Source organism: Aeromonas sp. QDB25 (genome assembly GCF_027707725.1).
GTDB lineage: Bacteria > Pseudomonadota > Gammaproteobacteria > Enterobacterales > Aeromonadaceae > Aeromonas > Aeromonas caviae.
Genome location: NZ_JAPCIZ010000033.1, coordinates 1 through 24427 on the forward strand (window position 1 = coordinate 1; position 24427 = coordinate 24427).

A 24427-nucleotide genomic window follows, 5' to 3' on the forward strand; every position below is an offset into this window, starting at 1 on the left:
TATAACCATGAGCGGCCCAATATGGCGCTGGGCGGCTACACGCCGAAACAGCGCTTGGCACAGGCCGCATGACCTCTACTTTTGAGTGCTCCAAAAAATGGGGGGATTACCGACGTAGCCCCGGATTCGGATAACCCCTGGCGCAGCGATTTTCGTCAGGTGGTGCTGGAAGACGCGCTGCGCGAGGCGATACAACGGCTCAACCCCAAGGTGCCAGCCGGGGCGCGCGAGGATGCCGTGCGCCAGGTGCTCAACCTTGACACCCCGGCCCAGCTGATGGCTAACCGCGCCTTCCATCGTCTGCTGGTGGGTGGGGTCAGGGTCGAGTATCAGCGCGGCGGGGAGACAGTGGGCGACTTTGTGCGCCTCGCCGACTTTGCCGATCCGGCCGCCAACGACTGGCTCGCCCTCAACCAGTTCTCCATCAAGGGCCCCCACCACACCCGCCGCCCCGACATCATCCTGTTCCTCAACGGCCTGCCGCTGGTGGTGCTGGAGCTCAAGAACCCCGCCGACGAGCAGGCCGACATCTGGAAGGCGTTCGAGCAGTTGCAGACCTACAAGGCGCAGATCCCGGACCTGTTCCAGTACAACGAGATCCTGGTCATCTCCGATGGCAGCGAGGCGCGCATGGGGTCGCTGTCGGCCAATGCAGAGCGCTTCATGCAGTGGCGCACGGTGGACGGGGTTACCCTCGATCCATTCGGTCCCTTCGGCGAGCTGGAGACCCTGGTGCGCGGCATACTCACGCCCGCCCTGCTGCTCGACTACGTGCGCTTCTTCGTGCTGTTCGAGGAGGACGGCGTCCTGGTCAAGAAGATCGCCGGTTACCACCAGTACCACGCGGTGCGCTCGGCCATCGCTCAGGTGGTGCAGGCGTCGCGGCCAGAGGGCACCCGCAAGGGGGGCGTGGTGTGGCACACCCAGGGCAGCGGCAAGAGCATCACCATGACCTGCTTCGCGGCGCGGGTGATGCAAGAGACGGCGATGGATAACCCGACCATCGTGGTCATCACCGATCGCAACGACCTCGATGGCCAGCTGTTTGGTGTCTTCTCGCTGTCGCAGGATCTGCTGCGTGAGCAGCCGGTGCAGGTCGGCACGCGCGGGGATCTGCGCGCCAAGCTCGGCAACCGCCCCTCCGGTGGCATCGTCTTCACCACCATCCAGAAGTTCATGCCGGGGGAGGACGAGGATCTGTTCCCGGTATTGTCAGAGCGTCACAACATCGTGGTGATCGCCGACGAGGCGCACCGCACCCAGTACGGCTTCGGTGCCACCCTCAAGGTCGCTCAGGCGGGCGTGGCAGAAGGCGCGTCGCGCTATCAGGTGGGCTATGCCCAGCACCTGCGCGATGCGTTGCCCAATGCCACCTTCGTGGCCTTCACCGGCACCCCGGTCTCTGGTGAGGATCGGGACACCCGCGCGGTGTTTGGCGACTACATCCACGTCTACGACATGCAGCAGGCCAAGGAGGACGGGGCGACGGTCGCTATCTACTACGAGTCGCGGCTGGTCAAGCTCTCCCTCAAGCAGGAGGAGCTGCCCCACATCGACGACGAGGTGGAGGAGCTGGCCGAAGACGAGGAGGAGGGCGAGCAGGCCAAGCTCAAATCGCGCTGGGCGGCGCTGGAGAAGGTGGTGGGCAGCACGCCACGCATCAGGCAGGTGGCCGCCGATCTGGTCGCCCACTTCGAGGAGCGCGGCCAGGCGCAGGATGGCAAGGCGATGGTGGTGGCCATGAGCCGCGAGATCTGCGTCCACCTCTACGATGCCATCGTGGCGCTGCGCCCCAACTGGCACGATCCCGACCCCGAGCAGGGCGCCATCAAGATCGTGATGACCGGCAGTGCCTCGGACAAGCAGCTGCTGCGTCCTCACATCCATCCGGGCAAGGTCAAGAAGCGGCTCGAGGCGCGCTTCAAGGACCCTGCCGACCCGCTCAAGCTGGTGATCGTGCGCGACATGTGGCTGACCGGCTTCGATGCCCCATGTATGCACACCCTCTACGTCGACAAGCCGATGAAGGGGCACAACCTGATGCAGGCGATAGCGCGGGTCAACCGGGTGTTTCGTGACAAGCAGGGTGGGCTGGTGGTCGATTACATCGGCATCGCCAACGAGCTCAAGGCGGCCATCAAGGAGTACACCAGCAGTAAGGGGCGCGGGCAGCCAACGGTGGATGCCCACGAGGCCTATGCGGTGCTGGAGGAGAAGCTCGACGTGCTGCGGGCCCTGCTGCATGGCTTTGACTACGGCGACTACCTGACCGGTGGCCACAAGCTGCTGGCCGGTGCCGCCAACCATGTGCTGGGGCAGGAGGACGGCAAGAAGCGCTTCGCCGACCATGCCTTGGCCATGAGCAAGGCGTTCAGCCTCTGTTGCACGCTGGACGAGGCTAGGGCGGTACGCGACGAGGTGGCCTTCCTACAGGCCGTCAAGGTGATCCTCACCAAGAAGGAGCTCACGGCGAAGAAGAAGACCGACGAGGAGCGGGAGCTGGCCATCCGCCAGATCATCGGCAACGCCGTAGTGTCTGGCGAGGTGGTGGATGTGTTCGAGGCGGTGGGGCTCGACAAGCCCAACATCGGCCTGCTCGATGAGGACTTCCTCGCCGAGGTGCGCAACCTGCCCGAACGCAACCTGGCGGTGGAGCTGCTCGAGCGCCTGCTGGAGGGGGAGATCAAGAGCCGCCTCTCGACCAACCTGGCCCAGGAGAAGAAGTTCTCCGAGCTGCTCGGCAAGGTGATCCAGCGTTACCAGAACCGCTCCATCGAGACCGCCCAGGTCATCGAGGAGCTGATCGAGATGGCCAAGAAGTTTGCCAGCGCCTGTGGCCGTGGCCAGCAGCTCGGGCTCAACGACGACGAGCTGGCCTTCTACGATGCGCTGGCCAACAACGAGGCCTCGGTCAGGGCGCTTGGGGACGAGATCCTGGCCAAGATCGCCCATGAACTGACGGCGAGCCTACGTAGCAGCGTGACGGTGGACTGGAGCAGCAGGGAGAGCGTGCGTGCCAAGCTGCGGCTGCTGGTCAAGCGAATCCTGCGCAAGTACAAGTACCCGCCCGACAGCCAGGAGGAGGCCACCCAGCTGGTGCTGGCCCAGGCCGAGGCGCTGTGCGAGGCATGGGCGTGAGATCTGTCGGGAAGATTAGGGAGGCTTGATGCCTCCCCTTTAGGGATCAAATATCACCCAAGGATGGTGTACTTACATGAAGACCTTGCACGCAGAGTCTGGCCAGATATCTGGTAATGCAACGTTCCATGCCGAATCACCTTCGTTGCTACAACGATGTGATAACCGTTTGATGAGCTTGTGCCAGCGGTTGTGTTATTGGCTCGGGCGGTTTCTGCTGCTGGGCCTTGGGGGAGGCTACGTTGTGACGTTCTTTTCGGCCATCTTCGAATATGGCGAGGGGATAGCTGATATGGACATTGTTGAGAAGGGAACGTTGCTGTTACTGATCTTTTTGCTGTGGCGTCATTGGCGGTACTGCCAGTATTGTTCAACGCCCTACAGGCAGAGATTGTTGCGACCATTGCAATATTGGGGGTGGGTATACGTGGTCGAGCTTGCAACAGTAGGCATCATCTTTGTTGCTGATGCAACGTTGCTTGTAGGCGATGTTAGCGAGTATCACGGCGATGCAATCTATGAACGTTTAGATTGTTTGTTGTTACTGGTAGCGCTCTATCTGGCAGCTCCTCGTTTTCAATCCCTTCGTTCTACCCCAACCGTTGAGCAAGCGCGATGATGCTACGTTATGTCCCAATGTTACTCATCCTGATGTTGCCCAAGATGGTGATGGCTGAGACTAATCGGACAACTTTGATTGAAGGTTGCGTTGAAGCTATCCAGATCTATGAGAACAATCAGCAGTACACGTTCAAAGCTGCCTTGATAACGTCACTGTCTGAAGCATTAAGGGCTGGCTATTGCAAGGGCGTGATCGATGAATATGACCGGAGTCATGATTGCGAGGGGGATTGGTTAAAGCGGGCGCGATACGTTGCAGGTTACAAAGATGAGAAGAGCTTGCCTCCATCCACGGAGTCACTGTTACGAGGTGCTTGTCAATAATGAGCCCATACACCTTGGCAGGTGCTGTCAAAGACTTGTTTGGACTAAAGTTGGGAGACTTCCCCAAGCTTAAAGATCAGTTGAACAGCTTGGTTCGCAATGGATTGATTCATGTTGATGCCGAGCGTATATCCCATCGAAACCGCAGAAGTCTACCAGAGTGCGAGCTAACAACTTTGTTTAATGCAACGTTGTTGCTAGCGATTTTCCCTGATCCAGCCATGGTTAAATCGATCTTTGTTAATGCAGAGGCACGGAGAAAAGCAGCAACATTTGCTGACCTAATCGTGATGAATCGACAATCGTTGTTGGAGCTTGTCCATTTGAACGTGAATGCAGCAACCTTCGTCAATGTGCTTGCGACACCTGATATAGACCTCCGAAAAAACAAATTGGATAACCCATTTGAGGTGTTACCACAGGCCTTATTGGAGGGGAATGTGGAGCTATTGAGCTGTAACGTTGCTCGTAGTGCCAGCCTTTCTCGGTCAGACCTCATGCTACGTAGCTACTTAGATGGCGAGTTGGATGTTGCAGCACGGCATGCACTTCACATCATCTTGGCTGCTGAAAAAGAACCAAGTGAACTGGTTAAACTTGCTCTGCATATCGATGCGGAATATGGAGTCGCAAAAGAATTCTCCGAAACTATCGATTTTTTATTTGGAAGGGCTTTTTAGTGCATTGCACTGATTGATGATGAGTCTTGTCAGTACAACATTGCACTGACGGCCATCAACGTTTAAGGAGTCTTCTATGTCAAAGCTATCCCCCATCAAACCCGCAGATAATGCCGCCAACATGCAGAATAAAAATTCTGGCTCACCTGGGACCAATCGTCAGTACGACCAGAATCAGGGGAATCGTGGCAAGGAAATGAACCCGAATCGTAAGTAACAGCATTTCTGCCTTGGCTTGCGGTAGCGCACTGCCATGGATGACCATAACGGCATGGAGCCTGTGATGTCCAAAAAAGATGATGACGATAACCATTCACGTCAGTTAAACCCTGAGCATGATGCTTACTGGCAAAGCCGGGGGTACGACGAACGTCCTGATGATGAGGACGACGAGTGACCTAAATACGGGGGGCAATGAGCCCCCCGTTCTTTGTTGATCATGTTTTCTGCCATTGCTCCTTAAACTGTTTTTGAAACGGGGGCGGGATTCAGGGTAGGCCTCCGTTGGCGGCATTCAATGGTCTCCGGCATCCAGGACAGACAACGTTGCATGCGAGCGCGTTTGCAACCTCGAAGGCTCGCAACAGAACACCATCATGTTCACCGAAGGGGATCTTGGTTTCTTGCATGGTTTACAGCCCGTGTCATATCAAACAACGTGCCGAAAAGGGAGCATAATGGGTCCGCAAAAGGCCAATAATAGGTGATCCCATGAGACCTATTATCAAAAATCTATCTATCGAGACGGACACGCAGTCGTCTTGCTCGCTCTTGAAATGCTGTATCTCCTCCCTCCAGAATTTCGCACACGGATTTACGAATTCCTTCATTCTCCAGCCCACCTGATACATAGCTGATCGGCGGAAGACCACCATGGGTATTTGGACCGGACCTTGCCACGATGATTTGATCCGCATCGGTATTGATCACGAGGTTTGCGTTGTGCGTGACCATAATCACCTGTCGTTTCGCCTTAGCGGCAATGAAGAGTGACACCAGTTCATCGAACACTGACTTTGGATCGAGGTTTTCCTCAGGTTGATCGATGATCAGGGGACGATCATCTGTGTCATCAAGAGCCAGATAGAGTAGTAACAGCACGATGCCCCGCGTACCAGGGGAAAGTTTCCGGATATCGACACCATCGTAGGCAATTTCATACCGGACTGTCAGGTGGTCGGTACTAAAAAGCCATTGTGCAAACTGTTTCGACCAAGTGCGGAGTTCAACCTGTTGGCTCTGTACATAGGGGGCATGGGATATCAAATCCTTCCCGTATTTCTCCGTGAAGGTCTCCATCGTCTTTTGCACCTCAGTTGCTGAACCCCCTTCCCAAGCAGCTTTCAGTTCTTGAGTGGCCACAGAGATCAACGTTCCGCGTCCATTGAATGGCCCGGTTTTTCGTCGGTCAAGAAGGTTCTCTTCGGCAACCAAGCCCCAAGCTTCAACGTCAGCTACTCGGCGAACCGAAAAACTGAGTTTTTTGAGTGTGCCAGACGATGCAGCGAGACGTGCCATCAATGGCGCATAGAGGCTGGCTAAAGCATCCTGCTCTTTAATTATTGCCTCAAAGATTCTGCCGTAGGTGTCATTTCTCTCAGTTTGCAAAGCCCTTCGGCGAGCCTCCGCGCCTTGTGTATCGACAAGTCGAGTTTCAAGAGTTTGAAGAGCTGTACGTTCCTGAGATATACGTCCGGTGAGAGCGGAATATTGATCGCGAATCAACTTATCGGCGCTGAACAGCGTTTCAAGTCGAGTCATCTCAGCAATGATTGGAGCTAAAGGAAGAGTTGATAGATCAACGGTATCAGCGATAAGTGGGACGTTTGGATCGCCTGGCGCGGGCGGAACACCATTTAGTTTAGAAATCTCACCATCCGCCCAGGCGATATAGCTAGACAGACTCTGATCCACGTCGCCTTTATAAATCAGTAGAAACTCGTCCCACTGCGTGTAACTAAGGCCACTATTGGCATGGCGTGCTTGGACTTGGCGTAGTAATTCTGGTGCACCTGTCGCACGCATGCTTCGGACCTCATCCTGCAAAGCCGCAAATGTTCGACGTTGATTGGTAAAGCTTTGAATTTTGCTACGAAGTGCTTGAGCCACTAGGCTCAGCTGCGTATGGCGGGTCGCGTGAGCCTCCGTTCCTTTGACAACCAGCTTGGCGAGGTCGGCGTTGTAACCATCTATAAGCTTTTTCTTCTGGGCTACTTGGCCCATTAGGCCTGCAACTTGGCTTTCCTTCTCTATCTCCCCGGCGATTCGCTCTGAAATATCACTTATTGCATCGGCTTCGCGCTCACGTGCCTGTCGGAACCGTTCAGTAAGTTGATCTCTAAACCCGGAGAAGTCGATAGCTCCATTGCGATCATCTTGCGAGTGAGACTCGAAGATAACTCTCTCAATCTCATCAACAAGACCGTCCGAAACCCCTTTTGCCGAGCAAAGCTCCTCGACAAACTGCTGAGATAGATAGCGGGCTCGTGGAAAAGTAAGGTGGCCATTTGCGTCGCTGCCGTCAAGTGAACGCGTAGCCGTTGCCCCACCACCCCAGGTGAGCGTTGTCGAAGCTTTGCCAATGAGTTGGCGTGCACGCACAAGAAAGGATGGACTAATGTTCTCGTCAGCGTTCCATCCGTATGGAGAGATCGCATCACAGCCTGCCGCAATGATGTCTGCTAACGCGGTTTTACCAGAGCCACGTGCACCAATGATTGCTACGAGGCCTGGATTTAGTGGTATATCGGGTGTTTGAGACCAGTTTGCTCCCTCGATCCGAACGTGAGAGATGACTTGAGATGGCATAGCTGAATGAGGTGGTTGTTCTCCGACATAAGCACGGCCCTCGGGATCGATGCATGCTTGGCGAAGGGCATCAAATTCCAGCGAACCCTTAATCCAAGAAAAACGATTATCGACAGGTTGTCCTACTGATTTTTGGTCATGGGAATCGCTACCATGCAGGCAGGGCTTGCAACCGTCATATCTGCTGCGCAAGTCATTCACGGTCACACCAGAGCGCTGACCGAGCCAGAATTCGCGCTGTGCAGGGCTGCTTGAAAAGATAATGTGAGCGAACTTTTCAATTTCTTGACGAACCGTTGTGTCGGAAGCCTGGCGCAGACCCGACGTGCCATCACCGGCACTTCCTGCAACCGCGATCAAAATGTTTTTCTTCGCCCAGTCACTTTCTTGGATAACTTTGCGCAACTGGTCAAAGTTGACCTTGAACTGTGTTGCTCCATGTCGAAGAGCTGCACTATCGTCAGTGATAGTCGAATCGGCACGCCTTCCTAGTTTGATCAGTTCGTCGCGAGTGCAGTCAAAGCGGTCATTGTGAGCGTGGAATTGGAGACGCTTAAGAATACGCGTCACCTCGGTGAGATGCTCGGGATCTTCCGGGCTTACCAAGAGATGGATGTTCACAAAACCAGATTTTGCGGCCACATCGAGACGCAGCTCAATGTTGGGGAATATCAGTTTCACACCAGGCAAGCGGCCAGCAGCTTTGTGCTTGAGGAATTCTTCGTAGGTGTCCGTGACGTAATAGTCAGTGACGGAAATCGCTTCGATCTGTGGCGTCAAACTCTCTAGGGTTGTGAGATAGGTCCCCCATGGATCTGTATGGCCAAATTGGTTATTGAGCACAGTACCGGGAGCATGAATATGCGGCTCCCATCTATGCCATTCGGAACCCTTGCTAATCATTTGAATCCCCGCAACTAAATTGACCCTACTTTGAACACGAAAGAGCTACCTATTTCGAATTCCATTCGTAGCGAAGCTAACAGGCTGGTTATCTATGTTTTCACTTCACGATAAAGCTACCAGTAAGACATTCTCAATCAACTCCTCCGACACAGTCAACAAAGGGAACATCCCTACAGGCAAGAAACGGTCATCGCTTCTATCGACTGGAGACAATACGGGGGATTCACTGCATGTAGCACTGGTTGAAGGGGAATGTGGTGACCAGTACTGCTATCGCATTTTGAGTACCGCTTGGGGGTCTGCCTGTGTAGAGGGGGAGTTCAGCGAGGACTTGCCCTCGGTTCAAGGCCCCGATTGAGGGTGCTTATAAGTGGTGACGGAGGGATTGCGGCCTCAAGGGCAGGAATTTGTGGACGGGGGTGTGGATCTTGGGAGAGGGGGAGGGGCAAAAACTATAAGTGTAGGTTTAAATGTATGTTTTTGGTTTTAGTTGTAAAAAATGCTTGTATATCAATGCAAAGACACCCATGCATCATGGGGGTGTGGGCGCTCAAGTTGGCGCCTGGCGCTTGGTATTGTGCTGTCATGTGCTATTCCAGAAGGTGCTCTTGCGGGCAAACGTCTGCCGTCATGGGTCTGAATCTGGGGGCCATTCTACATGCTCGAGGCAAGATGGTGAGGAGGAATCTCCGTCTTGGGGGCAAAGCTGGCGTCCCGTCGCGGATCTGTGCATCCGGCTGATGCTGACCAGAGTGGCCTGGGGGGAGCCTGGCCGAGAAGAGGCATGGGGGAGGAGAAATAGCATCCCCGCACGGATGCGGGGATGGGAGAGACGGGGAGAGTGTCGCCCTCAGTACATGGCTTCGTCGCCGCTCAGCATCTCGTGCAGTTTGGCTTTCTGCTCGGGCGTCAGCACCCGGCTCACCTCGAAGAGGTAGTGGGCGCGATGGTAGCGGGCCTCGGCCTGTACGTCGCTGATGGTCTGCAACTGCTTTCTCGCCGCCACTTCATCCCATTTGCCGGACTTGATCATGTTGACGATGACGTCCTGGCCAATTGCGTCGAGCTTGATTGAGCCCAGCTCCCTGGTGGCCTGCTCGCGCAGCCCCTTGATCTGCTCCACCTGGGCGCTGGAGAGGTTCAGCTCCTGGGCCAGGGAGGTCTCGCTCTGCAGCTCGGCGGTGCCCTCGGTGGCAAAGGCATGGGTGGCGATACACATTGCGAGGGCTATCATGGCGACGTTGAACGGATGCTTCATCCGGCTTTCTCCTTGGTCTGATGGGATGGAAACCGCATGCATGGCGGTGTTGGAACATGATAACGAGCAGCCATGTACTGGAGCTTAAGCGACGACAACTTGCTGACGCAGTGGCCCCGGGGTCGGTTGCCCGAGGAGCGGGGCAACTGCATAATGAGCGCCATATTTCGCCTGGAAGAGGCCGGAAGAGGACGCGATGATGGGACTTGAAGCAGAGATCTCCCGCTTATCCCGGGAATTGGGCGAGGCACTGCTGGCCAGAGGCTGGCTGGCCGCCACGGCGGAATCCTGCACCGGCGGCGGGGTTGCCACTGCCATCACGGATACTGCCGGCAGCTCTGCCTGGTTCGATCGCGGTTTCGTGACCTACACCAACGAAGCCAAACAGCAGATGCTCGGCGTCAGCATCGACAGCCTGTTGCGCCACGGCGCCGTCAGCGAACCCGTGGTGCTGGAGATGACCCGGGGCTGCCTGGCCCGCTCCGATGCGGGTATCTGCGTGGCCATCAGCGGTATCGCCGGGCCTGGTGGTGGCAGCGAGGAGAAACCGGTCGGCACTGTCTGGTTTGCCTGGGCAGATCGTACCGGTCGTCACCACTCCCTGCTTGCCCGTTTCGATGGGGATCGCCATCAGGTGCGCCAGCAGGCGGTCAGACAGGCCTTGTCCGGACTCCTGGCACTGCTCAAATAAATTGGGCTTGATACTGTATGCATAAACAGTATACTTAGCCCAACTTCACTTCTTACTCACGATTCCCAGCGGAGATTGGCATGGATCAGAACAAACAGAAGGCACTGGCGGCTGCGCTGGGCCAGATCGAAAAGCAGTTTGGCAAAGGCTCCATCATGCGTCTGGGCGACAGCAAGACCATGGATATCGAAGCCATCTCCACCGGCTCTCTCTCTCTGGACGTGGCGCTGGGGATCGGTGGTCTGCCGTGCGGTCGTATCGTCGAGATCTACGGTCCGGAATCCTCCGGTAAAACTACGCTGACCCTGCAGGTGATCGCCGAAGCCCAGAAGAAGGGCAAGACCTGTGCCTTCGTCGATGCGGAGCACGCACTGGATCCTATCTATGCCGCCAAGCTGGGCGTCAACGTTGACGACCTGCTCATCTCCCAGCCGGATACCGGTGAACAGGCACTGGAGATTTGCGACATGCTGGTGCGCTCCAATGCCGTCGACGTCATCATCGTCGACTCCGTGGCGGCCCTGACCCCGAAAGCGGAAATCGAAGGCGAAATGGGTGACTCCCATGTCGGCCTGCAGGCTCGTCTGATGTCCCAGGCGCTGCGTAAATTGACCGCCAACATCAAGAACGCCAACTGCCTGTGCATCTTCATCAACCAGATCCGGATGAAGATTGGTGTCATGTTCGGCAGCCCGGAGACCACCACCGGTGGTAACGCTCTGAAGTTTTACGCCTCCGTGCGCCTGGACATCCGTCGTACCGGCGCCATCAAGGAAGGGGACGAGGTGGTCGGCAACGAAACCCGCGTCAAGGTCGTCAAGAACAAGGTGGCGCCACCCTTCAAGCAGGCTGAGTTCCAGATCTTCTATGGTGCCGGTATCTCCAAGGAGGGCGAGCTGGTGGATCTCGGCGTCAAGCACAAGCTGATCGACAAGGCGGGGGCCTGGTACAGCTACAACGGCGAAAAGATCGGCCAGGGCAAAGCCAACGTGATGAAGCTCTTCTCCGAAAACAAGGCACTGGCTGCCGAGGTGGAAGTGAAGCTGCGCGAGCTGCTGCTCTCCGGCGCTGCGCCGGTGGAAGAGAAGGCCACGGCTGCAGAATACGACGAGTTTGAAGCCGAAAACGAACAAGAGTTCGAATAAGGAATGAGGAAAGGCCGGGTTGATACCCGGCCTTGTTGTTTATGGTGGATGAATCAGTGAACGAAACGGGCGAGCCCGTCGAATTGACCTTTGAAGAGCTGGTCGCCGCCGCCCGCGCCTTTGCCATGCGCAGTCTTGCTCGCCGCGAAAGTGCGGAGTCCGAGCTGGCCAGACGCCTGCGTCAGAAGGGATTCGAGGAGGAGGTGGTCGCCGTTGTACTCGACCATTGCCGTGGCTATGGCTGGGTCAATGACGATCGTTACGGTGCCATGGCGGTGCGTGCTGGTGCGGCCAAAGGCCATGGTCCGCTCAGGATCCGCTTCGACCTGCGCCGCAAGGGGCTGGAAGACACCCAGATCGAGGCGGCCCTGGATCAACCCGAGCTTGATTGGTTCGAACTGGCGCTTGCGTTGTTGTCGCGTCGGGCAAAGGCGACCGACCTTGCCGACTTCAAACTGCGCATGAAGTGGCTCAAATATCTGATGGGGCGTGGTTTTACCCAGGAACAAGCCCGTTACGCCCTCTCAGCCATGCAAGGTGAGCAATAGTGGCGCGCCGAGGTTGAACATCTATAGCAACTGGTGTGCGGTGCGGCTGGTGGGGAATATCAGCCCTTCGCCGGGTCTGTCGATGGCGGCCCTGTGGTCGAGCGAGGCATCCCGAAGCTCCCCTGTTGTGACGTCCTTGCGGGTGCTGCTGCCAAACGCTGGCCCCTTGGGGGCTATTTCACCCGTCAAGGGTCCCCACGTTTTACTTTACCCTGCAGAAAACTTACATTAATGCGGTTAAAAGTCCGTATTCGAATCAAGCAGGATTTTCCATGTACATGTCCACGTCAGAGATTCGCGCTGCGTTTCTCGAGTATTTCCGCACCCAGGGACACCAGGTTGTCTCTTCCAGCTCGCTGGTACCGCACAACGATCCGACCCTGCTGTTCACCAACGCAGGGATGAACCAGTTCAAGGACGTGTTCCTTGGCGCCGACAAGCGTGCCTATCACCGTGCCACCACGGCCCAGCGTTGCGTGCGGGCTGGCGGCAAGCACAATGACCTGGAAAACGTCGGCTATACCGCCCGTCACCACACCTTCTTCGAGATGCTGGGCAACTTCAGCTTCGGTGACTACTTCAAACAGGACGCCATCCGGTTTGCATGGGAATTCCTGACCGGTACCCTCAAGCTGCCCAAAGAGCGCCTGCTGGTGACCGTCTACGCGACTGACGACGAAGCCTTCGACATCTGGGAAAAAGAGGTCGGCGTGCCGGCCGATCGCATCGTGCGCATCGGTGACAACAAGGGTGCTCCTTATGCATCCGACAACTTCTGGGCCATGGGCGATACCGGCCCATGTGGTCCCTGCACCGAGATCTTCTACGACCACGGCGATCACATCTGGGGTGGCCCTCCCGGTTCACCGGACGAGGATGGCGACCGCTTCATCGAGATTTGGAACGTGGTCTTCATGCAGTTCAACCGTCAGGCTGACGGCACCATGGAGCCGCTGCCCCGTCCGTCCGTGGATACCGGCATGGGTCTGGAGCGTATCTCCGCCATCATGCAGGGAGTGCACTCCAACTATGAGATCGACATCTTCCAGGCGTTGATCAAGAAGGCGGCCGAGATTGTCGGCACCACGGATCTGAGCAACCAGTCCCTGCGCGTCATCGCGGACCACATCCGTTCCTGCGCCTTCCTGGTGGCTGACGGTGTCATGCCCTCCAATGAAGGTCGCGGCTACGTGCTGCGCCGCATCATCCGCCGCGCCGTGCGTCACGGCCGCAAGCTGGGTGCTACCGACGTCTTCTTCTACAAGCTGGCTGCCGAGCTGGCCGTGCAGATGAAGGATGTGGCGGCAGAACTGATCGCCCAGCTGCCGCTGGTCGAGCGAGTGTTGCGCATCGAGGAGGAGCAATTCGTCCGCACGTTGGACAGAGGTCTGCTGCTGCTGGAAGACGTCCTGGCCAACCTCGGTGATGCCAAGGTTATCCCGGGTGAAGTGGTGTTCAAGCTCTATGACACTTACGGCTTCCCGGCCGACCTGACCGCCGATGTGGTGCGCGAGCGCGAGATCGGCATCGACGAAGAGGGCTTCAAGGCCGAGATGGAGAAGCAGCGCGCCCGCGCGAAAGAGGCTTCCAGTTTCGGCGTGAACTACAACGACGTGCTGAAGCTCGATTTCGAGACCCCCTTTACCGGTTACAAGCAGCTGAGCCAGAACACCCAGGTGGTCGGTATCTACAAGGATGGTGTCGAGGTCAATGGCCTCATCGCTGGTGAAGAGGCCGTGATCGTGCTGGCGGAGACCCCCTTCTATGCGGAGTCCGGCGGTCAGGTGGGTGACAGCGGCATCCTCAAGGTGGATGACGGCATCTTCGCCGTCACCGACACCCAGAAAGCGGGCAAGGCTATCATCCACAAGGGCTATCTGGAACTGGGTACCCTGGAGAAGGGAGCCGAGGTCGAGGCCGTGGTCGATGGCGACCGTCGTCAGGCCATCGCCCTTAACCACTCCGTGACTCACCTGCTGCACGCGGCCTTGCGCCAGGCGCTGGGTGAGCACGTGACCCAGAAAGGATCCCTGGTGGGCGCCGAGCGCATGCGCTTCGACTTCTCCCACTTCGAAGGGCTGACCATGGCGACCATTCGCCGGATCGAGGAGCTCGTCAACGCCCAGATCCGTGCCAACCACGAGGTGGCCACCCAGCTGATGGGGCTGGAAGAGGCCAAGTCAGCCGGTGCCATGGCGCTGTTTGGCGAGAAATATGAAGACGATGTGCGTGTGGTACGCATGGGCGACTACTCCACCGAGCTGTGCGGCGGTACTCACGCCAAGCGCACCGGTGACATCGGCTTCTTCAAGATCATTGCCGAGAGCGGCATCGCGGCTGGCGTGCGTCGTATCGAAGCGGTCACCGGCAAGAGCGCCATCGATCTGATGCACCAGCTGGGTGAACAGATCGAAGAGGCCGCCGCGTTGGTGAAGGGCGATCAGTTCTCCATCGCCGACAAGGTTCGCCAGGTACTGGACAAGGCCAAGATGATGGAGCGCGAGCTGGAACAGCTCAAGGCCAAGCTGGCGGCGCAGGCGGGTAACGACCTGCTGAGCCAGGTCATCGACATCAATGGCCAGAAGGTGCTGGTTGCCGCCCTAGAAGGGGTCGACCCCAAATCCCTGCGCGGCATGCTGGACGAGCTGAAGAACCAGATGAAATCCGGTGTCGTGCTGCTGGCAACCAGCAGTGATGGCAAGGTCAACCTGATCGCGGGCGTGACCAATGACCTGACCGGCAAGGTCAAAGCTGGTGAGCTGGTCAATCTGGTGGCCCAGCAGGTGGGTGGCAAGGGCGGTGGTCGTCCCGACATGGCACAGGCGGGTGGTACCCAGCCTGAGGCGGTGCCGGCGGCGCTGCAATCCGTTCACTCCTGGCTGGAAGAGCGCCTGTAAGCGGGCGAGGTGATCTGTGGCACTCTATGTACAGAAGTACGGTGGCACCTCGGTCGGCACGCTGGAGCGGATCGAGGCAGTTGCTGAGCGGGTTCAACTGACCCGTGCCCAGGGACATGATGTGGTGGTGGTGGTCTCCGCCATGTCGGGCGAAACCAACCGGTTGCTGGGCATGGCCCAGCAGCTGGACCAGGATGCCAACCGGCGCGAGATGGATGTGCTGATCTCCACCGGTGAGCAGGTCTCCATTGCACTGCTGGCGATTGCGCTCAACAAGCGCGGTTGCCCTGCAGTCTCGATGACCGGTGATCAGGTCCGCATCCACACCGATTCCGCCTATGGCAAGGCGCGCATCACCCGTATCGACACCGAGCAGGTGGAAGCCGCACTCGGTGCCGGCAAGGTGGTGGTGATTGCCGGTTTCCAGGGGCGCGATGAGCATAATGCCATCACTACCCTGGGCCGAGGTGGTTCGGATACCACCGCGGTGGCCGTGGCTGCGGCCATCAAGGCAGATGAGTGCCAGATCTTTACCGATGTGGACGGGGTGTATACCACGGATCCGCGCATCGAGCCCAAGGCGCGTCGCCTCGATACCATCACCTTCGAGGAGATGCTCGAGATGGCGAGTCTCGGAGCCAAGGTGTTGCAGATCCGTTCGGTCGAGTTCGCGGGCAAGTACCGCGTGCCGCTAAGGGTGCTGTCGAGTTTCGTCGACGGAGAGGGAACCTTAATCACATATGGAGGTGAGAGGATGGAAGCACCCCTGGTATCCGGCATTGCGTTCAATCGCAACGAGGCCAGCCTGACCATTCTGGGTGTGCCGGACAGGCCGACCGTGGCCGCGCAGATCCTGAATCCGATCAGCGACGCCAACATAGATGTCGACATGATAGTGCAGAACACCATGGGGGATGGTACCGCCGACTTCACCTTCACGGTGAATCGCGATGATTATCGCCGGGCCCGCGCCTTGCTGGAGGAGACCGCCAGCGAGCTGGGGGCCGCCTGCGTGCAGGGCAACGGAGAGATCGCCAAGGTCTCCATCGTCGGGGTCGGCATGTGGAATCATCCTGGTGTAGCGCGCACCATGTTCAAGGTATTGGGTGAGGAAGGGATCAACATGCAGCTGATCTCCACCTCTGAAATCAAGATATCCGTGGTGATTGACGAGAAGTACCTGGAGCTGGCCGTGCGTTCGTTGCACTCGGCGTTCGGGTTGGATCAAGAGCCTCATGAGCAGCCCTTGGGAAACAATCCCTGATTGATTTAGTTTCAACCATTTACCATATCGGTATCTTTGTAAGATAATGGCGCATATCGATATAAATACAAAACAGGATACAGGAGCAAGCGAATGCTTATTTTGACTCGTCGTGTAGGGGAAACCCTGATGATTGGTGACGAAGTAACCGTTACCGTACTGGGCGTAAAAGGGAACCAGGTTCGTATCGGTGTGAATGCACCGAAAGAGGTTTCCGTACACCGCGAAGAGATCTACATGCGGATACAGGCCGAGAAAGTCCCGGGCCAACCGAATTTCTAAGCCATTTCATGGCTGTCTGAAGGCGACATCCCGGATGTCGCCTTTTGTTTTTCAGGGGCCTGCAAATCGGCCTGCAGAGCGCGTAACTACTGGGTAAGTGTCGATATTGCTTGAATATTCCACTCTTTGGCCAAATGCTGAGCGAACGCTCTGTTTTCTCCAAAAAAGTGTTTGACTAAAAATCCCTGTGAAGTATTATCAGCCCCGCAAACGGAGAGGTGGCCGAGAGGCTGAAGGCGCTCCCCTGCTAAGGGAGTATGCGGCTTATACCCGCATCGGGGGTTCGAATCCCCCCTTCTCCGCCATTTTGCGCCCGTAGCTCAGCTGGATAGAGTACCTGGCTACGAACCAGGTGGTCAGAGGTTCGAATCCTCTCGGGCGCACCATATTTGACTCTTGGAGTCATGTGTTGACCATCAGCAAGTCGGCACTAAAGAAGGCTTACTGTTGAGTAAGCTTTTTTTATCGTTTGAAAACAGGGCGCCCGTAGCTCAGCTGGATAGAGTACCTGGCTACGAACCAGGTGGTCAGAGGTTCGAATCCTCTCGGGCGCACCATTTCAAGCAATACAATGATTTATGAGCGCCCGTAGCTCAGCTGGATAGAGTACCTGGCTACGAACCAGGTGGTCAGAGGTTCGAATCCTCTCGGGCGCACCATGTTTCAAGCAGTGCAACAATTTATGAGCGCCCGTAGCTCAGCTGGATAGAGTACCTGGCTACGAACCAGGTGGTCAGAGGTTCGAATCCTCTCGGGCGCACCATATTTCAAGCAGTGCAACAAGTTGTGAGCGCCCGTAGCTCAGCTGGATAGAGTACCTGGCTACGAACCAGGTGGTCAGAGGTTCGAATCCTCTCGGGCGCACCATACAGACAGCCTCGACGTCAGTCGGGGCTGTTTTTTTATGGGCGATATCCTCCTCCCCATCATGGGGTTGTCTCTCTCGTGTCCTTCTCCCTGACGCTCACACGGGGGACGGTTCCCCCTGGCTGCACGTGCCCCTGGGTCACCACTCTCGACGTATCTTGCCTGGCAGGCTGCTGATGCATCCCGTGGCCGTGCCTGTGGCGACCTGGGTGCCCGCACCATGCGCATCTATGCTGTGCGGGGCTGGCGCCCTCTGGCGGCCTGCTGAGGCATTTGGCGGGCAATAAAAAAGGATGCCGCGGCATCCTTTCATGTCTTCGTAGAAAGAATCAGCTTTTCAGCCACTTGCGGATGCGGTTGGCATCCCCGACAGGGGTGCGTTTGCCCACCGAGTTGAGCAGTACGATGGCGAGCTCCTGACGATCCGGTTTGGCACGCATCAGCAGGCAGCGGCCCGCTTCGTCGGTATAGCCTGTCTTGGAGAGGCGTACATCCCAGTCCGGGTTCTTCACCAGCGGGTTGGTATTGTTGAACATCAGGCTGTAGGCCGGCTTGTGAAAGCGCATCTCCCTGCTGGTGTCCTGGGTGAATTCACGGATCAGCGGCTGTCGATAGGCCGCAGAGAGAAGCTTGGCCAGATCCTGGGCGGTGGAGACGTTGCGGGTGGAGAGACCGGTGGAGTCATAGTAGCGGGTGTTGCGCATGCCGAGCTGTCTGGCCTTGTTGTTCATGGCGCGGATGAAGGCCTGGCGACCCCCCGGGTAGTGGCGGGCAAGCGCCGAGGCCATGCGGTTCTCGGAGGACATCAGCGCCAGATGCAGGGCGTCGCGGCGGCTGACCTGGGTGCCCATGCGCACCCGTGAATAGGTGTGCTTGATGTTGTCTCTGTCGTTCTGATCGATGGTCAGGGTCTGATTGAGGTTCTGGCGGGCATCCAGCACCACCAGCGCCGTCATCAGCTTGGTGAGGGAGGCGATGGGGCGCACCCGGGTGGGGTTTTTCTGATACAGGGTCTTGCCGGTGTTGACGTCCATCACCAGGGCACTGCCCGATTTGAGCTGCAGCTTGGCCGGGTCGGGGGTCGCCAGGGCTGTCTGCGAACCCAGCAGTCCCATCAATCCACCTACCAGCGCGATTGCGCGAATCCAACACCCCATACAACCAACTCCATCCACAGCGAAAAAAGGCGCTAGATTCACTCATTTTTGTCCCTGCTTTACAAGAGCGAGCTGGGGGAATTCGCCACTATTTTCCATAAAAAAGGGCCGCCTGTGGGCGACCCTATGGTTTGTCTCACTCTCTGGAGATGCGGGGCTTGCGTCTGCTCCACCAGCGCCAGACCAGAGCGATGAGGCCGCCCACCAGCAGCACGACCGGCAGGTAGATAATGACGCTGAGAAATTGGGACTCATACTGCGCGGCCAGCTTGGTGTGGCTCAGGTAGTAACCCAGCCCGACCAGGGGGCAGATCCACATGATGGAGCTGATCAGGTTGACCACCAGGAAGCGCCCCTGGGGGATCTCGTTGGCGCCGACGATATAGGGGTAGGCGGTACGCACGAAGGCGATGTAGCGGGCGGTGATCAGGGTGATGATGCCGTACTTGTTGAGCAGGTAGTGTACCTTCTCCTTGTGCTTGTCATCGAGGTGGGACATCAGCCTGTGATACATCCGGGTGTGGCCGAGGAAACGCCCCTGCATGTAGCCAAGCCAGGTACCGACGAAGGTCGCCATGATCAGCAGCGGGACCACCGCCATCGGCAACACCCCCTGATAGATCAGCACGCCGGTCAGGATCAGCAGGGTATCCCCTGGCAGGAAGGCGGTGGGGATAAAACCATTCTCGAGCACCAGGAAGGTCAGCAGGACGACATAGACCATGAAGACCATCTTGGGATCAGAGAGTGTCGCCAGATCCTGATGCATAAAGGCGTGAGCCAGGTGGTAAAACTGCTCCATACATGCAAACTCCGCAGGTTAGCTGGGTTGGTCGGTCAAGGGCATGGCAAGTACCTTGTCGATGCGCAGGCCGTCCATATCCACGATTTCCAGTTGCCACTGTTCCAGGGTGACCAGGTCTCCGGTCTGGGGAAGGCGGCCAAGGAGCAGCATGATAAGCCCTCCAAGGGTGTGATAGTGATGTTTTTCTTCTTCCGGCAGACGAACCAGCTCCAGACAGTCCTTCAATTCTGGCAGCGGAATGAGGCCGTCGAGCAGCCAGCTGCCGTCGGCACGCTGGAAGGCCCAGTTGTCCTCCCCATCTTCCTGCTGGAAGTCGCCGGCTAGGGTTTCCAGCAGATCCTGCTGGGTGACCAGCCCCTGCAGCTCGCCATATTCGTCCACCACCAGCACCATGTGCTCGGAGTGGGTACGGAAGTGGTTGAGCAGCTCCAGGCCATTGAGGGTCTCCGGCAGCAGGCTGCCGTCCTGGGTCAGCGCCGCCAGATCGATGGGCTCTCCCTTGATGTAGGCGTGCAGCACCTTGCTGACGTTGAGGATGCCGACGAGATCCGACAGGCTGCCGTCACAGACAGGGAAGAAGCTGTGGCGATACTCCACCAGACGTTGGAGGTTCACTTCCAGCGGCAGTGACAGGTCCAGATAGCGGATGTCGCTGCGCGGCACCATCAGGGAGGCCAGGCTGCGTTCGTCGAGGCGGAACACGTTGCGCAACATAGTGTGCTCATGGTCCTCGATCACCCCCGCTTCGGAGCCCTCCACCAGCATGGCGTGGATCTCCTCCTGAGTGACGTTGTTGCTGCTGCGCTGATCGACCCGCAGCAGCCGCAGGCTGGCGTTGGTGGAGGCGGAGAGCAACCAGACGAAGGGACGGGTCAGGGTCGCCAGCCAGAGCATGGGGCGGGCTACCAGACAGGCGATGCGCTCGGCGCTGAGCTGTCCGAGGCGTTTGGGCACGAGCTCCCCTACCACGATAGAGAGATAGGTGACCAGCACGACCACGATGACGGTGGCGAGCAGGCTGCTGCTCTTGGGGGAGAGCCCCCACTCCTGCAGCCAGAGGGCGAAGGGCTGGGCCAGCAGGGACTCGCCATAGATACCGTTGAGCAGACCGATGCTGGTGATGCCGATCTGCACGGCGGAGAGGAAATGGGTCGGATCTTCCCCGAGCTTGAGGGCGATGGTGGCGGAGCGGCTCCCTTCGCTCGCCATTTTGGCGAGACGTGCCTTGCGTGCCGTCACGATGGCGATTTCCGACATGGCGAAGACGCCATTGAGCAAAATCAATCCAAACAGGATCAATATTTCCATACTGCAGCAGCACTCCCGATAGAAAAGACCGCTGGCAGTGTAATGAATTTGCGGGCTCTGCGCTTGTGAAAGGAGGTGATTTGGCTCGTGAATTTTTGAATATCGCCCCGGCGGGAGGGATAAAACCGCGGGGCAGGAAAGGGGGCACTGAGCCCCTGACATGAAAAAGCCCCCGATAAACGGGGGCTTGTCATGTTGCGCTGTGGCTTAGAGCGCGGCGATCTCGGCCTGCTGGGCTTCCAGCTTGGTCAACTGGAGGCGGTAATCTTCCAGCTTCTCGCGCTCCTTGATGATGACCGCTTCCGGCGCCTTGGCGACGAAGGCTTCGTTGCCGAGCTTGCCTTCGATGCGGCCGCACTCGCCCACCAGACGGGCCACCTCTTTGGCCAGACGGGCCAGCTCGGCTTCCTTGTCGATGAGACCGGCCATGGGGATCATCAGCTCGGTGGCACCGATCAATTTCTTGACCGACAGCGGGGCGGTTTCACCTGCGCCAAGCACGCGAATGGATTCCAGACGGGCCAGCGACTTGAGGAAGGCCTCGTTGTCAGCGGCGCGCTGGGCATCCTTGGCATCGCACTGGAGCAGCACGTTGAGGGGCACGCTCGGGGCCACGTTCATCTCGGCGCGGATGTTGCGGATGCTGACGATGAACTCCTTCACCCACTCCTGATCCGCCATCGCGGCGTCGTCCACCTTGGCGGCGTCGAATTCCGGGAAAGCCTGAATCATGATGGTGTCGGCGTGTACGCCGGCCAGCGGGGCGACCGATTTCCAGATGGTCTCGGTGATGAACGGGATGATCGGGTGAGCCAGGCGCAGCAGGGTTTCCAGCACGGTCACCAGGGTGTGGCGGGCAGCGCGCTGCTCGGCCTCGGAACCCTTGGTCAGCACCGGCTTGGTCAGCTCCAGATACCAGTCACAGAATTGGTTCCAGATAAATTCGTACAAGACGCCTGCCGCGATGTCGAAGCGGTAGGTATCGAGGGCGGTACGGAAGTCACGGATGGCCACTTGCAGCTGGGACTGGATCCAGCGATCCGCCAGGCTGAACTGCATCTCGCCACCGGCAAAGCCGCAATCCTGATCTTCGGTGTTCATCAGCACATAGCGGGAGGCGTTCCACAGCTTGTTGCAGAAGTTGTTGTAGCCATCCAGGCGCTTCATGTCCCAGTTGATGTCACGACCGGTGGAGGCGAGCGCCGCCAGGGTGAAGCGCATGGCGTCGGTGCCGTGGGCCTCGATCCCTTCCGGGAACTGCTTGGCGGTGCGCTTGGCGATCTTCTCGGCCATCTGCGGCCGCATCATGTTGCCGGTGCGCTTCTCCAGCAGGTCTTCCAGGGAGATGCCGTCGATCATGTCGAGGGGGTCCAGCACGTTGCCCATGGACTTGGACATCTTCTGGCCTTCTTCGTCACGGATGAGGCCGGTGATGTAGACGGTCTTGAACGGGACTTGCGGCTGGCCGTTCTCGTCCTTGATGAAGTGCATGGTCATCATGATCATCCGGGCAATCCAGAAGAAGATGATGTCGAAGCCGCTCATCAACACGTCGGTCGGGTGGAAGGTCTTGAGCGCCTCGGTGTTGTTCGGCCAGCCCAGGGTGGAGAAGGTCCACAGGGCGGAGCTGAACCAGGTGTCGAGCACGTCTTCGTCCTGACGCAGCACGGTCACGGACGGGATGCTGTGCTTGGCGCGCACTTCCTCTTCGTTGCGGCCCACGTAGACGTTGCCGGCATCGTCATACCATGCCGGGATGCGGTGACCCCACCACAGCTGACGGGAGACGCACCAGTCCTGAATGTCGCGCATCCAGGAGAAGTACATGTTTTCGTACTGCTTCGGCACGAACTGGATGCGGCCATCTTCCACCGCCTCGATGGCGGTCTTGGCCATGGGGGCCACGCGCACGTACCACTGGTCGGTCAGCATGGGCTCGATGGGCACGCCGCCGCGATCGCCGTAAGGCTGTTGCAGCACATGATCCTTGATATCGGCCAGGAGGCCCAGCTCGTCCAGCTTGGCGACGATGGCCTTGCGGGCGGCGAAGCGCTCCATCCCGGCGAACTCGGTCGGCAGGGCGGCGTCATAGGCGGTGCTCGGGTTGCCATTGGTATCGACCACTTCGGCCTCGGCACGCACGTGGGCGTCCAGGGTGAAGATGTTGATCATCGGCAGGTTGTGGCGCTTGCCCACGTCGTTGTCGTTGAAGTCGTGGGCCGGGGTGATTTTCACGCAGCCGGTGCCCTTCTCCATGTCGGCGTGTTCGTCGGCAACGATGGGTATCAGACGGTTCACCAGCGGCAGCAGGATGTGCTGGCCGATCAGCGCCTTGTAGCGCGGGTCTTCCGGGTTCACGGCCACGGCGGTATCGCCCAGCATGGTTTCCGGACGGGTGGTGGCGACGATCAGGTGATCCTGGCCTTCGGCGGTCTTGGCGCCGTTGGCCAGCGGGTAGCGAAGGTGCCACATGTGGCCCTTGATCTCGCGGTTTTCCACTTCCAGGTCGGAGATGGCGGTGTTGAGCTTGGGATCCCAGTTCACCAGACGCTTGCCGCGGTACATCAGGCCGTCTTCGTACAGGCGCACGAACACTTCCTGGACGGCGGCGGAGAGGCCCTCATCCATGGTGAAGCGCTCGCGCTCCCAGTCCACGGAGTCACCCAGACGGCGCATCTGACGGGTGATGGTGCCACCGGACTCTTCCTTCCACTGCCAGATCTTGTCAATGAAGGCTTCCCGGCCGTAATCGTGGCGGGTCTTGCCCTCTTCTGCGGCGATCTTGCGCTCAACCACCATCTGGGTGGCGATACCGGCGTGGTCGGTACCCGCCTGCCACAGGGTGTTCTTGCCCTGCATGCGGTTGTAGCGGATCAGGGTGTCCATCAGGGTCTGCTGGAAGGCGTGACCCATGTGCAGGCTGCCGGTGACGTTCGGCGGCGGGATCATGATGCAGAAGGAGTCTTTGCTGGTGTCGCCGTGGGGCTTGAAGTAACCCTGGGCTTCCCAGTGCTGATAGAGCGCCTGTTCGATGGCGTTGTGATTAAAAGTCTTTTCCATGGTCTCGCCGTATTCTGGATGGATGGAGTCTGGTGTTGATTCGTCGTGGATCGAGGGTGGCACAGTCAGGGCTGCGCCGGATCCGGTGCGGCAAGGACGGGCTGATCCCTCATCTCGAGGGTATGGCCCGCCTGGCGATAATGCTTGTAGCGCTCGCGGGCTTGCTGCTTTTGCGTTTCGTCAGTGGGGACAAAATCTACCACTTGAGCGAAGTGTCCTGCAAACAAAGGTGTCTGCCGGGCCAGGTTGATGAGGCAGGCATAGCGCCGCCGTGGCGGCTGATGGCCTATCTCCACCGGAGCCTGACCGCTCTCCCCCTGCAACTGGTGCGGCACGAAGCGATCGGGCGGCAACTGCCACAACAGCTCGTCCAGACGCAGGGCCTGGGCCTCGTCCTCGCACAGCAGATAGAGGTGGCCTGCGCTCCAGCCATCGGCCGCAAGCTGGCAGGCGAGGCGCTCGACGGCGGAGGCATCCGCATCATCGGGCTGGCTCATCAGGTAAAAGGTCACTTGGCTCATCAGGTCGGTCCCGTTTGGCTGTGACGGACAGCGATTGGCCGTCTTCGGGAGCCGCGTCTGGCACGGACTTCCCGGATTCTCTCAATGAAACAAGGAAGAGGCAGGCCTCTTCCTTGTGATACAGGGTAACGCCTTCTCGCATCGCTC

18 protein-coding genes and 6 tRNA genes are annotated in these 24427 nt (G+C 58.3%); 16 read left to right on the top strand and 8 right to left on the bottom strand.

The features are described from left to right. The first annotated feature begins 81 nt into the window (after positions 1 to 81). From PG883_RS12810 to PG883_RS12825, 4 genes are all read left to right on the top strand, one after another. Positions 82 to 3138, top strand: coding sequence for a type I restriction endonuclease subunit R (locus PG883_RS12810; protein WP_270807262.1), 3057 nt, complete (start codon positions 82 to 84; stop codon positions 3136 to 3138). A 76-nt stretch (positions 3139 to 3214) separates the two neighbouring features. Then, positions 3215 to 3757: a hypothetical protein gene (locus PG883_RS12815; protein ID WP_270807263.1), complete on the top strand. Its 543-nt coding sequence runs from the start codon at positions 3215 to 3217 to the stop codon at positions 3755 to 3757. A 325-nt stretch (positions 3758 to 4082) separates the two neighbouring features. Next, on the top strand, positions 4083 to 4763 hold the full coding sequence (locus tag PG883_RS12820) for a hypothetical protein (RefSeq protein ID WP_270807264.1): 681 nt from the start codon (positions 4083 to 4085) through the stop codon (positions 4761 to 4763). A gap of 76 nt (positions 4764 to 4839) precedes the next feature. Beyond that, positions 4840 to 4980, top strand: a complete 141-nt coding sequence (locus PG883_RS12825) for a hypothetical protein (RefSeq protein ID WP_270807265.1) — start codon at positions 4840 to 4842, stop codon at positions 4978 to 4980. A 515-nt stretch (positions 4981 to 5495) separates the two neighbouring features. Here the strand turns inward: PG883_RS12825 and PG883_RS12830 are convergent. Next, positions 5496 to 8474, bottom strand: coding sequence for a TrlF family AAA-like ATPase (locus tag PG883_RS12830; protein WP_270807266.1), 2979 nt, complete (start codon positions 8472 to 8474; stop codon positions 5496 to 5498). 853 nt (positions 8475 to 9327) lie between these two features. After that, positions 9328 to 9735: a Spy/CpxP family protein refolding chaperone gene (locus tag PG883_RS12835; protein ID WP_103858833.1), complete on the bottom strand. Its 408-nt coding sequence runs from the start codon at positions 9733 to 9735 to the stop codon at positions 9328 to 9330. Positions 9736 to 9934: 199 nt separating this feature from the next. On the opposite strand from PG883_RS12835, the gene pncC reads away from it, so the two are divergent. The 3 genes from pncC to PG883_RS12850 all read left to right on the top strand — a co-directional run bounded on the left by pncC (position 9935) and on the right by PG883_RS12850 (position 12119). Continuing rightward, the gene (gene pncC / locus PG883_RS12840; RefSeq protein WP_029313644.1) at positions 9935 to 10426 is read left to right on the top strand and encodes a nicotinamide-nucleotide amidase; all 492 of its coding nucleotides are present in this window, start codon (positions 9935 to 9937) and stop codon (positions 10424 to 10426) included. Positions 10427 to 10506: 80 nt separating this feature from the next. Continuing rightward, positions 10507 to 11571 (top strand): recombinase RecA, encoded by a 1065-nt coding sequence (gene recA, locus PG883_RS12845; RefSeq protein WP_010672819.1) that lies wholly within the window; start codon positions 10507 to 10509, stop codon positions 11569 to 11571. Between the two features lie 41 nt (positions 11572 to 11612). Then, positions 11613 to 12119, top strand: coding sequence for a regulatory protein RecX (locus tag PG883_RS12850; protein WP_103858832.1), 507 nt, complete (start codon positions 11613 to 11615; stop codon positions 12117 to 12119). A gap of 21 nt (positions 12120 to 12140) precedes the next feature. Here PG883_RS12850 and PG883_RS12855 read toward each other — a convergent pair whose 3' ends face one another. Next, positions 12141 to 12308, bottom strand: a complete 168-nt coding sequence (locus tag PG883_RS12855) for a hypothetical protein (protein ID WP_154670440.1) — start codon at positions 12306 to 12308, stop codon at positions 12141 to 12143. Positions 12309 to 12391: 83 nt separating this feature from the next. On the opposite strand from PG883_RS12855, the gene alaS reads away from it, so the two are divergent. The 9 genes from alaS (at position 12392) to PG883_RS12900 (ending at position 17429) form a co-directional block, all read left to right on the top strand. Further along, positions 12392 to 15016 carry an alanine--tRNA ligase gene (gene alaS, locus PG883_RS12860; protein ID WP_103858831.1) on the top strand — a complete coding sequence of 875 codons (2625 nt, stop codon included), beginning with the start codon at positions 12392 to 12394 and terminating at the stop codon, positions 15014 to 15016. Positions 15017 to 15032: 16 nt separating this feature from the next. Further along, a complete protein-coding gene (locus PG883_RS12865) occupies positions 15033 to 16280 on the top strand; it encodes an aspartate kinase (protein WP_103858830.1) in 1248 nt (415 codons plus the stop codon). A gap of 93 nt (positions 16281 to 16373) precedes the next feature. After that, entirely contained in the window at positions 16374 to 16562 is a 189-nt protein-coding gene (gene csrA / locus PG883_RS12870) for a carbon storage regulator CsrA (RefSeq protein WP_005315760.1), read from the top strand. Positions 16563 to 16774: 212 nt separating this feature from the next. Then, a tRNA-Ser gene (locus tag PG883_RS12875) sits at positions 16775 to 16867 on the top strand. A gap of 4 nt (positions 16868 to 16871) precedes the next feature. Next, positions 16872 to 16948, top strand: a tRNA-Arg gene (locus tag PG883_RS12880). 94 nt (positions 16949 to 17042) lie between these two features. Next, positions 17043 to 17119: transfer RNA gene (locus tag PG883_RS12885), tRNA-Arg, on the top strand. A 25-nt stretch (positions 17120 to 17144) separates the two neighbouring features. Next, a tRNA-Arg gene (locus PG883_RS12890) sits at positions 17145 to 17221 on the top strand. Between the two features lie 27 nt (positions 17222 to 17248). Continuing rightward, positions 17249 to 17325: transfer RNA gene (locus PG883_RS12895), tRNA-Arg, on the top strand. 27 nt (positions 17326 to 17352) lie between these two features. Then, a tRNA-Arg gene (locus PG883_RS12900) sits at positions 17353 to 17429 on the top strand. Positions 17430 to 17758: 329 nt separating this feature from the next. On the opposite strand, the gene pbpG is transcribed toward PG883_RS12900, so the two are convergent. The 5 genes from pbpG to PG883_RS12925 form a co-directional block, all read right to left on the bottom strand. Then, positions 17759 to 18586 (bottom strand): D-alanyl-D-alanine endopeptidase, encoded by an 828-nt coding sequence (gene pbpG / locus PG883_RS12905; RefSeq protein ID WP_029313722.1) that lies wholly within the window; start codon positions 18584 to 18586, stop codon positions 17759 to 17761. Between the two features lie 136 nt (positions 18587 to 18722). Then, positions 18723 to 19388 (bottom strand): DedA family protein, encoded by a 666-nt coding sequence (locus tag PG883_RS12910; RefSeq protein ID WP_103858829.1) that lies wholly within the window; start codon positions 19386 to 19388, stop codon positions 18723 to 18725. A gap of 18 nt (positions 19389 to 19406) precedes the next feature. Next, positions 19407 to 20699 carry a hemolysin family protein gene (locus tag PG883_RS12915; protein WP_103858828.1) on the bottom strand — a complete coding sequence of 431 codons (1293 nt, stop codon included), beginning with the start codon at positions 20697 to 20699 and terminating at the stop codon, positions 19407 to 19409. Between the two features lie 207 nt (positions 20700 to 20906). Beyond that, entirely contained in the window at positions 20907 to 23759 is a 2853-nt protein-coding gene (locus PG883_RS12920) for a valine--tRNA ligase (protein WP_181023109.1), read from the bottom strand. A 65-nt stretch (positions 23760 to 23824) separates the two neighbouring features. Then, positions 23825 to 24280 (bottom strand): DNA polymerase III subunit chi, encoded by a 456-nt coding sequence (locus PG883_RS12925; RefSeq protein WP_010672959.1) that lies wholly within the window; start codon positions 24278 to 24280, stop codon positions 23825 to 23827. Positions 24281 to 24427 lie beyond the last annotated feature (147 nt).